Here is a 12,349-nt window from a genome sequence, read left to right as displayed (position 1 = left end):
GACGGACGGCGATCTTGCTCTTTGACATTGACGCGGCTCATGGCTTCTATGCGCTCAACGCACACACAGGTATTGCCCGCATGACGACCGAGACGCCACAGCCGATCCACCTGAGCGACTACAAGCCGGTGCCATACCTGATCGACCGCGTGGACCTCGATGTCCGGCTCGACCCGCGGGAGACCGAGGTGCGCTCGCGGCTCTCGATGCGGCCCAATCCTGCAAGCGCCGAAGGCGGAGCGGCACTCGTGCTCGACGGCGAGCGCATCCAGCTGCGGTCCCTCGTGCTCGACGGCGTGGCGCTGCAACCCGGGCAGTATCATGTGGAGAAGGAAAAGGCGACCATCCCGAATGTTCCGCAAGCCCCCTTCACGCTGGAGATCGTGACGACCTGCAACCCGGCCGCCAACACCGAACTCTCCGGCCTCTACGTCTCGGGCGGTGTGTTCTGTACCCAGTGCGAGGCGGAGGGCTTCCGCCGCATAACCTATTTTTGCGACCGGCCGGACGTGATGGCGCGCTACACAGTGCGGATCGAGGCGGATCGCGAGCAGGCGCCGGTGCTGCTCTCCAACGGCAACCCGCGGGAGGCGGGCGCGATCGGCGGAACGACGCGGCACTATGCGGTGTGGGACGACCCCTTCCCGAAGCCGTCCTATCTCTTCGCGCTGGTGGCGGGCGATTTGGGCGCGGTGCATGACACGTTCACCACCATGTCCGGCCGCGAGGTGGCGCTCGGCATCTATGTGCTGAAGGGCAATGAGGACCGCTGCGCCTGGGCGATGGAGTCGCTGAAGGAGTCGATGCGCTGGGACGAGCGGCGCTTCGGCCGCGAATATGACCTCGAGGTGTTCAACATCGTGGCGGTGCCTGACTTCAACATGGGGGCGATGGAGAACAAGGGGCTCAATGTTTTCAACGACAAATACATTCTCGCCAATCCGGAGACGGCGACAGATGCCGATTATGTCAACATCGAATCGATTATCGCGCATGAATATTTCCACAACTGGACGGGAAACCGCATCACCTGCCGCGACTGGTTTCAGCTGTGCCTGAAGGAAGGCCTGACCGTATTCCGCGACCAGGAATTCACCTCCGACCTGCGTTCGCGCGCGATGAAGCGCATCAACGACGTGAAGCTGCTGCGGGCCCGGCAATTCCCCGAGGACAATGGCCCCCTGGCCCACCCGCCGCGGCCCGGCTCCTATATCGAGATCAACAATTTCTACACGCCCACCGTCTACGAGAAGGGGGCCGAGATCTGCCGCATGATGCTCACCCTCACCGGCGAGCAGGCCTTCCGCAAGGCGATGGACCTTTATTTCGCGCGTCATGACGGCGAGGCAGCGACCGTCGAGCAATTCGTGCGGTGCATGGCGGAGGTTTCGGGGCGCGACCTCACGCAGTTCGTCACCTGGTACACGCAGGCGGGCACGCCGCGCGTGACGGCCGAAGGCCATTACGATGCAGCGAAGAAGCAATATACGCTGGCGCTGGAACAGCACGTGAAGCCGACGCCGGGACAGGACCAAAAGCAGCCGCTGCACATTCCGCTGGGGATCGGCCTGATCGGGCCCGACGGCGCCGACATGCCGCTCGACCTCGCGGGCGTGGGCGCGCTCAACACGCCGCTGATCGAGATGACGGAACCGCGGCAGACCTTCCGCTTCGGCAATGTAACGGCGCGGCCGGTGTTGTCGCTCAACCGTGGCTTCTCCGCGCCCATCATGCTTGAGGCCAGTCTTTCCACGGCGGATGAGCTGTTTCTGATGGGGCATGACGGCGATAGCTTCAACCGCTGGGAGGCAGGCCAGAGGCTGGGTCGCAAGCTGGCGCTTGACGCCTATCACGGCACAGCGGCGGCGGCTGACATCACGGCCTATGCGGGCGCGCTGAGGAAGATCATCGACGATCCGGCGGTGGACGATGCCTTCAAGGCGCTGATGCTGGTGCTGCCGTCCGAGAGCGAGATCGCGGCGGCGATCGGATCGGATGTCGACACCGACAGGGTGCATGCGGCGCGCGACGGATTGCGCACGGCCATCGCGCGGCAGCTTGCGGAGGATTTGGGCGCGATCTGGCAACGCACCGGCGAGACCGGCCCTTATCGCCCGGACCCCGCCTCCACCGCGCGGCGCTCGCTGCGGCAGACCGCACTGGCGCTGATGGTGATGGGCGACCGCGCCCAAGGCATTGCCAGGGCGCTGGCGGAGTTCGAGCCGGCGCACAACATGAGTGCGGAGACGGGCGCGCTCTCCGCTCTGGTGCAGATCGATTGCCCGGAGCGCGAGGCAGCGCTCGACCGCTTCCACGCGCGGCACGGCCACGAGCACCTGCTGGTCGATAAGTGGCTGCTCCTCAACGCCCAGGCACAGGGGCCGAATGCGGCCGCGCGTATCGCCAGGCTCACCGAACACCCGGACTTCAGGTGGACGACGCCCAACAAGGTCTATGCCTTGCTGTCGGGCTTCGCAGGCGGCAATCCGGCGGGCTTCAACGCCGCGGATGGCTCCGGCTACCGGGTGATTGCCGGCGCGATCCTGAAACTCGATTCCATTAACCCGCAAGTGGCCTCCCGGCTGGCCACCGCCTTCCGCAGCTGCAACCTGTTGAATTCGAGTCGAAAATCGGCCGCCCGGGCGGAACTCGACCGGATCCTTGCGGCACCCTTGCTGTCGCGCGGCGTGTTCGAGATCGTCTCGAAGATGGCGGGCAGCTGAAGCCCGCTCCGGAGCCTTGCGACGCAACGTTAATCCAAGGTGATTTTCCTCCCGATTGGGGAGAATGGGACTTGGGGAAATCAGCATCCTGAGGAGCGCTTTCGAGACTGGACAAATCACCCCCTTTTCGAATCAATAGCCGGTGATTCGATCAGTGGTGGCGTGCGTGTTTTCAAAGTCTCTCCGCCGCACAACGGCCGGGTTTCAGGGGAAAAATTTGGGAAAGACGCACATTGGCGAACTGTTCTTCAAGGAGAGGGTTCTCAAGCTGCCCTCGCCGTGGCCCGGCCGTTTCCGCATCACCATCGGCGAACGCCATCTGCGGTTGCTCATCACGTCGCTGATCGTTCTGTTTCTCCTCATGCTGGGGAGCTCGCTGCTGGTGCAGCTGACCAACAGCCGCACCACCCATGTGGCCGAGCAGAACAGGCTTTCCTCCCTCTACGGACAGCTCGCCGCGCAGCGCATCAAGGCCGGCATTGCAGGGGCACAGGGCGCCGGCCGGACGCCGCCGGTGCTGAGCGGCGATTACCTGCGCGCAATGCTGCCGGAGGACGCGCTCGCCGAGGCGCGCGTCTTCGCGGTGACTGACAGCACGGGGCAGATCGCGGCGAGCGTTCCGGCATCCGAACAGCTCGACGGCAAATCGATCGACGCGGTGCTGCCGCCGAACTTGGCGAAGGAGGCGCCGGTCGACAGCGGCGAGATGACGCCGCTGACGCTGGCCTCCGGCGAAGAGGTCTTCGCGTCCACTTTCGGCCTGGGCGATTATCCGGGCACGCTTGTGGTGCTGCAGCGCCAGCAGGATGTGCTCTCGGCCTGGCGCTCGGGCGTCACCCAGGTGACGGGGCTGTTCATCGTCACCTTCCTCGTTCTCATGCTGCTGGGAGCGGCCTTCCACTGGCAGGCGGCGAAGGCGGCGGAGGCCGACTCGATCCTCGGGCTCGCCACCGCGCGGCTCGACAAGGCGCTGGACCGCGGCCAGTGCGGCATGTGGGACTGGGACGTGAACCGCGGCATCATCTTCTGGTCGCGCTCAATGTTCGATATGCTGGGAATGCCGGTGAAGGGCGATTACCTGTCATTCGCCGAAATGGCGAGCCGCATTCCCGAAAGCGATACGCAGCTGGAAGAGGCGGTGGAGCAACTGCTCGACGGGGAGATCACTTCCTTCGACCGGGAATTCCGCATGCGCCACCAGGACGGCCATTATGTGTGGCTCCGCGCGCGCGTGGCGCTGGCGCCGGGCGAGGCGCAGGGCAAGCCGCACCTGATGGGCATCGTCTTCGACATCACCCAGCAGAAGCTGGCCGACAAGCTGAACAAGGAAGCCGAACTCCGCCTCAAGGACGCAATCGAGAACATCTCGGAAGCCTTCGTGCTGTGGGACGCGGACAACCGCCTCGTGCTGTGCAATTCGAAGTATCAGCAGTTTCATTCGCTGCCCGCTTCAGTGTGCATTCCCGGCACGCCATACGAGGATGTGGTGCGCGCCGCCAAGGAGCCCGCCATCACCAAGCGCACCGGCATCCGCGGCGAAGGCGGCGAGGGCCGGAGCTTCGAGGTGCAGCTTGCCGACCGGCGCTGGCTGCAAATCAACGAGCGGCGCACCAAGGACGGCGGCTTCGTCTCAGTGGGCACCGACATCACGGCGCTGAAGCTGCAGGAAGAGCGGCTGCGCATGTCCGAGCGCGAGCTGATGATGACGGTGCGGGACCTGCAGAAGGAGCGCCTGCTCGCCGACCAGCAAGCGCAGCGCCTCGCCGACCTTGCCGACAAATATGCCCGCGAGAAGACCAGGGCCGAGGCGGCGAACCGCTCCAAGTCGGAGTTCCTGGCCAATATGAGCCACGAGCTGCGGACGCCGCTCAACGCCATCATCGGCTTCTCAGAGGTGATGCTGGCGCAGATGTTCGGGCCGATGGGCTCCGACAAGTATGCCGAGTATTCGCGCGACATTCACCGCAGCGGCCAGTTCCTGCTCGACGTCATCAACGACATTCTCGACATGTCGAAGATCGAGGCGGGGCGGATGCTGCTCGAATGCGAGACGCTGCAGGTCGACGCCGCTCTCGACGAAGTCATGCGCATCATCACGCCGCGCGCCTTCGAGGGCGGCGTGACGGTGGAGCGCCAGGTGCCGCAGGGCTTCACGCTGTGGGCTGACCGCCGTGCCTTCAAGCAGGTGCTGATCAATCTTCTTTCCAACGCCGTGAAGTTCACGCCCGATGGCGGCAGGATCACCGTCTCGGCGCTTGCCTCCAGCGGCGTGATGGCGATCGCCATCCGCGACACCGGCATCGGCATCCCGGCGCGCGACATCGAAAAACTGGGCAGGCCCTTCGAGCAGGTGGAGAACCAGTTCACCAAATCGCGCGGCGGATCGGGCCTGGGCCTCGCCATCTCCAGATCCTTCGTGGAACTGCATGGCGGCACGCTGACCATCCGCTCCACCGTGGGCAAGGGCACGGAAGTGACCGTCACTTTCCCGCTGCGCCAGACCGCCGCAAGAGTCGCCTGAGGCAGGCGCATCAGGCGGTCAGTCTCAGCCATGAGGGTTGCCCTCCTCCACGTGGGTGTACAGTGGGGAGGGTTGGGCGGTGGGCTCTCGAGTCCAATTCTTGAAGGCCTGAGCCCGGGGACCCCCACCCTTAATTCTTCCCCACTGTCCACCCCGCAAGGGGGAAATCATTCCAGTTTCATGTGACCGCCCGCCGCTCTTAGCGCATGTTCCGATTAAGCGGAATCGCTTAATCGATAAGAACATGCGCCAGATCTGTAGTCTGAGCATGATCTTATCGCAAAAGTCGGTTCCACTTTTGCGGATCATGCTCTGGGGCCGTGGTCAGGGACCGTCCGGCGTCTTGTCATTCTGCGGTTTGCGGCCACGGTCCTCGCGGTTGCGCAGGTGCTGGGCCATGAGCTTGCGCTCCTCCGGCGTGAGCTTGCCGATGACCGCCAGCGCGGCATCGGCGCCGGTGTTGAACAGGGCCTCGCTCTTCGCGGTGAAGCCCTCGACCGCCGACTTGACGCGGGCCTCGTCATAGGGCTCCGTCTCCAGCGCATCGGCGAGCGCCATCACCTGCACCTTGACCGCCTGCCGGCCATCGCGGATGTCCTTATCCTGCGCCTTCAGCACCGCCATCAGCTCCATGCGGCGCGCCCGGTCGAGGTCGCGGAAGAAAAAACGCGGGATGAGCTGGGCCTGGGTGAGACGGGCATAGCGCTCGGGCGGCGGGCCCTTGTACCAGCGCGCCGCCACGGCGCCCGCAATCAGCAGGTTGACGGCGAGAGAGGCGACCAGCGCCCCCTTCAGCCAGTTGACGCGGCGGGGCGCAGTGGCGGGTGTGACCGTGGTGCCGTTCATGTCAGGCCTTCCTCGGCATAGGCATCGCCCACGCCGCCCAGATCGTCCACCGGCGCCTCGTCGTTCAGCGCCAGGCCGCCGGTGACGGCGCTGGGCATGACGAAATCCATCTTGCCATTGGCGCCGAGCCAGACGCCCAAAGCCAGCGAGGCGGCGAGCGGCGCCGCGGCGGCATAGCGCCAGAAGGTGGCGCGCGGGCGCGGCGCGAAGGGGATGACCTCAGCCTGCTGCGGCTCGGTGGCGATCCTCGCCATCAGCCGGTCCATGGCGCCGGGGGCAAGCTGCGGCGCCGATGCGTGCGCCAGCACGGCGCGCGTCTCGCGATCCTCACAAGGATTTTTGTCCTGTTCCATTGCCGTCTCTCACTGCCCAGTTTCAGCCAGGCCGCCGAGCAGCTCGCGCCACCCGGCCGACAGGCTTTCCTTCAAACCACGCCGCGCCCGGGCGAGGAGCGACTCGAGCGCATCGACGCTCACCTCAAGCACGGCTGCGGCCTCGATATTGGAGAGTCCCTCGAAATACACAAGCGACAGGGCGAGGCGCTGGCGCTCCGGCAGCGCCGCAATGCGGGCATCGACCAACCGCGCGGCCTGTTCGCGGTCCAATGGCGCATCGGGCCTGGCCTGAGGGTCCGCCACCTCCGGCGCTTCGTCCAGCGCCGCGCCGCGCGGCTTGCGGCTGCGGTCGATCGCCGCATTGGCCGCCACGCGCATCAACCAGCCCTTCAGCGCCGCGGCCTCGCGCACCTGGGCCGGATTCTGCCACAGCTTGACGAAGGCCTCCTGAGCCATGTCCTCGGCATCGGCCGCGCCATTGGTCATCCGCCACACCAGCCGGTAGACCGGCTGGTAATGGCGGCTGGCAATCTCGGCGAAGGCCGCATGCGAGCCACCGGCGGCGGCCTTGAGAAGGCCGGCGTCCGACATCTGGCGGAAGGCCGATGGCTCTGGCGTCAAAACATGGGTCCGGTCGCTCGGTCAGTTGGCCTGTGCTCCATCAGGGGTAGCGGGTTTGCGGAGCTTGGCAAGGCGATAGTTCTGCGCCTCGCCCAGCGTGACGCCGCCGTCATGATCGGCATCCGCCGCCGCGATCAGACGGTCGACCGAGGCATCGAGCTCGGCGCGCGTGATGGCTCCGTCCTTGTCGGTGTCGAGATCGGCCAGGATGCGGGCGCGGCGGCGCTCCAGCGCCCTCTCGAGCGCGTCGTTGAGCTCGGCGGTGGAGACCGCGCCGTTGCGGTCGGCATCCAGCCGGTCGAAGCGCTTTTCGGCGCGCGGGGCGAGTTCCGCCGCGGTCACCTTGCCATTGGCGTCCACATCCGCCTTGCTGAAGGATTTGGGGCTCTTGGGCAGATAGGGCTGCATGGCGAAGGCGGTGGCGGGCGCCACGGCACAAGCGCTGAACAGGGCGATTGCAAGGGTCAGTCGGCTCATCGGACGGTTCCTCCTCTTGGCTGTCCTGAAAGCAAGACGGGGGGCAACCGGGATTCCGTCGCGGGGTTTCCTGGATTTCTTCCGCAGGGATAGTCTCCGGTCATGAGACCGGGCCGACCAGCCGGCCGAAGATCGCCGCCACCTCGCCCTGGGCCTCGGCCAGATGGGCTTCCGCCGCGGCGATGCCGGGCGTCATCGCCGCAGTGGCGACCAGAAGGTTGAGGGCGGGCAGCGCCTTCGCCGGATCATAGGGCCCGTCGAGGCAAAGCCTTAGCATCTGGGTGAGGCGATGGTAGAGGAGCCCCGCGCGCCGCAGCGCCGCATGGTCTGATTCCGACAGGAGCCCTGCCCCGTGCAGCTTCTCGAGTGCGGCCAGCGTATTGGTGTCGAGCACCTCCGGGTGCCGGTGGGCATGGATCAGCTGCAGCGTCTGGGCGATGAATTCGAGTTCGACCAGGCCGCCCCTGGCCCGCTTCACGTCCCACAACCCGCCCGTGCCCTGCTCCCTGAGCATCAGCTTGCGCATGCCGGTGACGTCGTCCTTCACCGTCGCGGCATCGCGCGGCTCGCACAAGGCGGCGCGGATGCGGGCCGCGAGTTCGTTCATCAGGCCCGCATCGCCGCAAACGGGCCGCGCGCGGGTGAGCGCCAGCTTCTCCCAGGTCCAGGCGGAAGAGCGGTGATAGCTTTCGAAGCTGGCGAGGCTCGCCGCCACCGGCCCCTTGCTGCCCGAGGGACGGAGCCGCATGTCGACCTCATAGAGCACGCCCTCCGCCGTGGGGGCGGAGACGGCGGCGATCAGCCGCTGGCTGAGCCGCGCATAGTATTGGTTGACGCTGAGGGGCTTTGCTCCCCCGCTCATCTCCGCGCCTTCGGCGGCATCATAGATGATGATGAGGTCGAGGTCGGAGCCCGCCGTCATCTCATTGCCGCCGAGCTTGCCCATGGCGATCACCGCACTGCGCCCACCCGGCACATGGCCGTTGCGGCGGACTTGATCCTCCGTCACCGCCCGGTGCAGGCGGCCGAGCAGCAGGCCTGCGAGTTGTGAGAAGGCAAGCCCCGTTTCCGCCGCACCCGCGGTTTCCGACAGCACGCGCACGCCGATGCGGAAGGCCTGTTCCTTCCCGACGATGCGGGCGCGGTCCGCCACCTCGCCGGTCTCCAGGCCTTCGGGCATGGCGGCGGCGATGAGCCGGGCCATCTCCGCCTCGCTGGGAAGGGACGTGAAGAAGCCGGGGTCCAGCACGGCGTCCAGCACCTTGGGGCGGCGGCTCAGCTGCTCCGCCAGCCGCGGCGCGCTGCCGAGGATGGTGGCGAGCAGGTCGAGCAGCTTCGGGTTTGCCTTCAGGAGCGAGAACAGCTGCACGCCCGCGGGCAGTCCGCTGAGAAACTTGTCGAAGGCCAGGAATGCGAGGTCCGCATCGCCCATGGCTGCAAGTGCGGTGAGGAGTTTCGGCATCAGCTCGGTGAGGAGTTCGCGCGCCTTGGCGCTGCGGGTCGCCGCATAGCGCCCGAAATGCCAGCCGCGGATGGTGGCGGAGACTTCCGAGGGGCTCCTGTAACCCATGCGCGAGAGGGTTTCGATGGTTTCCGGATCGTCCTCGCCGCCGGTGAACACCAGGCTGCCGCCCGCCGTGCCCAGCTCCCCGGCGGATTCGAACAGGCGGGAATAATGACCCTGCACGCATTCGAGCACGCGGCGCGCTTCAGTTTCGAAACTCTCTCCGCTTTCGAAGCCGCAGAAGCGGGCCATGGACTCGAAGGCGGCGTCCTCCGCGGGCAGAGTGTGGGTCTGCTCGTCATTCACCATCTGCACGCGGTGCTCGACCGACCGCAGGAAGCGATAGGCGGAGGCAAGCTCGGCCGCCGCCTCATGGGTGATCCACTGCGCGTCCGCCAGCGCCTCCAGCATGGCGATGGTGCTCCGTCCACGGAGCTTCGGGTTGCGGCCCCCGGCGATGAGCTGCTGCGTCTGCACGAAGAACTCGATCTCGCGGATGCCGCCGCGGCCAAGCTTGAGGTTATGGCCCCTGACCTTCACCTCGCCATGGCCCTTGACCGCATGGATCTGGCGCTTCATCGACTGCACGTCGGCGATCGCCGCGAAATCGAGATACTTGCGCCAGATATAGGGCCTGAGGCGGCCGAGAAATTCATCGCCCAGCGCCAGGTCGCCCGCGCAGGGCCGCGCCTTGATCATGGCGGCGCGCTCCCAGTTCTGGCCCTGATTCAGGTAATAGACTTCCGCCGCATCAATGGAGATCGCCACCTGTGTCGCCCGCGGGTCCGGGCGCAAGCGCAGGTCGGTGCGGAAGACGTAACCATCCTCGGTCACGTCCTGCATGATCTGCACGAGCCGGCGGGTGAAGCGCACGAAGAAGGTGGCCGCCTCATGCGGGCCGCCCAGCAGCGGCGTCAACGCGTCGTACAGAATGATGAGGTCGATGTCGGATGAGTAGTTGAGCTCACGCGCGCCCTGCTTGCCCATGGCGAGCGCCACATAGCCGCAATTGGCGAGAGGCGCCGCGGCATCGGCGAGCCTGACCTTGCCGGCCCGCGCATAATCCGACAGCAGCCAGGAGATCGCGGCGGAGAGAGCCGCATCCGCAAAATCCGTGAGCGCCGCCGTCACCTGCTCCATGTTCCAGCGCCCGGAAAGGTCCGCCACCGCAATGAGCAGCGCCATCCGCTTCTTCACCTGCCTGAGCCGCGCCATCACCTCCGTCAGGGAGAGTGTCGCATCGGCCTCGTTCAACCCGGCGAGTTGCAACCCCAGCAAATCATCCGCATCCTCCCGGAACACCCGGCCCGCGAAGACAGGATCGCGCAGCATCAGCTGCCGCAGATAAGGCGAGGCGCCGGCAATATTCCCGGCGAGCGCCGCGTGCTCCGCCGGAATGGCGGCGGCCGGAAATCCGGCCCGGAAAAGGGCGGCAGCGTCGCGGTCGGGAGCGGGCTGGGGCGGACGGAGATGCATCAGGGACTTCTAGAACATTCCGGGGGGAGGGGAAACGGCCACAGCCTGCGCGCCGCGCTGCCTGAAGGCTCCGCGCCCATAGCCATTGCATCGACCGCCCAACAGGGTGAGCCGGGATGGCATTCACCTGACAGTCTGGCCCCAGCAGCAGGGCGCGCCGGCCGCAGGAGTGAAGTACGCCCGGACCGGGCTAGCCATGCCGCTTCGAAAAGCGGACTCAAGATGGAGTTGCGGCGTCAACCCTGAACCTCGGCGGAAAATAACATATGGCGACGGACCAGAAGATCGCATGGCAAAGCCTGCCGTAGAGCATCGGGCGGGCGAGCGGGCTCAGTGGCAGAGCGAAAGATGTTCAAATTGAAGAGCTTGCGGGGCGGTTGTCGGCTGACGTTTAACGTGTGGCATGATGGTTGAGTGAATACAGCCGCAGCGGAATAGCTACACGACCCTCCGGCAGGCGGAGCACCGGAACGGACTGCGCGCCTGGCCTCATCGCCTTTTCCGTTCGTGAATGCAACGCCCCGTTCATGGACAGGGACACTGTTTCGAATCCCTCTTGATCGCCAGAGAACTTGAGATTTTACAAAAGGTTGGCGGCTTTATCGCTGACATGCCCGGCCGCTCGTGAAATAGCATGGGCCGTCCGTACAGAACTTGCTGAATTCAGGCCTGCTCCCCACGATATCTCTCTTGGTCAAAGTGCCGTCATGTTGCGGTCAAGGGTAGGACACCGTCTTACTTTGATGCCGACGGGCGGAATTGATCAAGCGTCAAACAGTCCAGGGGAAGTCTCAACAAAAGTGACACTACGGAAACTCTGCATCTGAAGAAGCGCCGTCAGATGCTGGGATGAGACCGTTGCACGTGTCACCTAAAACTCAAGAAGGATCCATCTATGAAGAATATTGTCTTTGCGGCAACAGCGATCGTTTCAGCGGCAACCATGACCGTGGCCGCCCGAGCCGCCGACGTGTCAGATACTGCCTACGATTGGTCGGGCTTCTACCTCGGCCTCAATGCCGGAGCCGGTTTCAACAACTCAAAGGTCAATCATGACTTCAACTACACCGGGCCCGATGTGAGTGGTGGTGGAAGCGCAAGCGAAATCAACAACCTGCTCGATAACGTCGGGGCCAATTTGAAAAGCGACGAAACTGCGTTCACCGGTGGTGGTCTGATCGGTTACAACTGGCAGCACGATAAACTCGTTTTCGGTGTCGAGGCTGACCTGAATTATGCTGGTTTCGGCAATGACAGATCCAACAACATCAGCAACCAGCTCAACGATCTGGGCGAACTGCTGGGCGACCCTGGGGCCGGTGATGAAAACCTAAGCGCTACTGCCCGCACCTCGTTCGGCGCTGACTGGTTTGCAACCCTGCGTGGGCGAGTTGGCTTCGCTGCCGATAACTTCCTGTTCTATGGAACAGGCGGACTTGCCTACGGAAAGATGGAAGGTTCCGTCAAGATCGATGCAACGGAGTTGGCGGATGACGATCCCGAGACCGACCGCTACTACACCGGCTCGACGGATGCCACGAACTTGGGTTGGACGGTTGGCGGGGGCATGGAATACGGCATCGACAACTGGAGCCTCGGCATCGAGTATCTCTATGTCGATCTCGGATCGGCCAACTGGCGCCGCAACCTCGGCGCGACCCAAAATGACGATGAAGACCAGCTTGTTGGCATTACGGGCAAGGGGGACGTCGATTATCAGTTCAGCGTCGTCCGCGCGTCGGCCAAGCTCCGCTTTTGAGGCGCGTTGCGTTACTCATGAAAGGTCCGGCACCTTGCGGACCTTTCATGTTTCTGGCAGACGTTAACGCTGGTTGCATCCCGCCGA

Annotated in this window: 8 protein-coding genes; 3 read left to right on the top strand and 5 right to left on the bottom strand. The window is 65.0% G+C overall.

The window, feature by feature from the left end:
• Nucleotides 1-14: 14 nt before the first annotated feature.
• Both pepN and IOC82_RS02045 read left to right on the top strand, forming a co-directional pair.
• Nucleotides 15-2,723, top strand: a complete 2,709-nt coding sequence (pepN, locus tag IOC82_RS02050) for an aminopeptidase N (RefSeq protein WP_366935630.1) — start codon at nt 15-17, stop codon at nt 2,721-2,723.
• 217 nt (nt 2,724-2,940) lie between these two features.
• Entirely contained in the window at nt 2,941-5,244 is a 2,304-nt protein-coding gene (locus tag IOC82_RS02045) for an ATP-binding protein (protein ID WP_290544506.1), read from the top strand.
• Nucleotides 5,245-5,568: 324 nt separating this feature from the next.
• Here the strand turns inward: IOC82_RS02045 and IOC82_RS02040 are convergent, their stop codons facing one another.
• The 5 genes from IOC82_RS02040 to IOC82_RS02020 all read right to left on the bottom strand — a co-directional run bounded on the left by IOC82_RS02040 (nt 5,569) and on the right by IOC82_RS02020 (nt 10,503).
• Entirely contained in the window at nt 5,569-6,090 is a 522-nt protein-coding gene (locus IOC82_RS02040) for a periplasmic heavy metal sensor (RefSeq protein ID WP_290544505.1), read from the bottom strand.
• Nucleotides 6,087-6,443 carry a hypothetical protein gene (locus IOC82_RS02035; RefSeq protein ID WP_290544504.1) on the bottom strand — a complete coding sequence of 119 codons (357 nt, stop codon included), beginning with the start codon at nt 6,441-6,443 and terminating at the stop codon, nt 6,087-6,089. The genes IOC82_RS02040 and IOC82_RS02035 overlap by 4 nt, the downstream gene beginning before the upstream one ends.
• Before the next feature lie 9 nt (nt 6,444-6,452).
• Nucleotides 6,453-7,046, bottom strand: a complete 594-nt coding sequence (locus tag IOC82_RS02030) for a sigma-70 family RNA polymerase sigma factor (RefSeq protein ID WP_290544503.1) — start codon at nt 7,044-7,046, stop codon at nt 6,453-6,455.
• A gap of 21 nt (nt 7,047-7,067) precedes the next feature.
• Nucleotides 7,068-7,523: a hypothetical protein gene (locus tag IOC82_RS02025; protein ID WP_290544502.1), complete on the bottom strand. Its 456-nt coding sequence runs from the start codon at nt 7,521-7,523 to the stop codon at nt 7,068-7,070.
• 100 nt (nt 7,524-7,623) lie between these two features.
• Entirely contained in the window at nt 7,624-10,503 is a 2,880-nt protein-coding gene (locus tag IOC82_RS02020) for a bifunctional [glutamine synthetase] adenylyltransferase/[glutamine synthetase]-adenylyl-L-tyrosine phosphorylase (protein WP_290544501.1), read from the bottom strand.
• 895 nt (nt 10,504-11,398) lie between these two features.
• Here IOC82_RS02020 and IOC82_RS02015 point away from each other — a divergent pair.
• The gene (locus IOC82_RS02015) at nt 11,399-12,262 is read left to right on the top strand and encodes an outer membrane protein (protein ID WP_290544500.1); all 864 of its coding nucleotides are present in this window, start codon (nt 11,399-11,401) and stop codon (nt 12,260-12,262) included.
• Nucleotides 12,263-12,349: the final 87 nt, after the last annotated feature.

The sequence above is a fragment of the Aestuariivirga sp. genome, from assembly GCF_020252395.1.
Taxonomy (GTDB): Bacteria; Pseudomonadota; Alphaproteobacteria; order Rhizobiales; family Aestuariivirgaceae; genus Aestuariivirga.
This window is presented reverse-complemented; position numbering and strand designations above follow the sequence as displayed.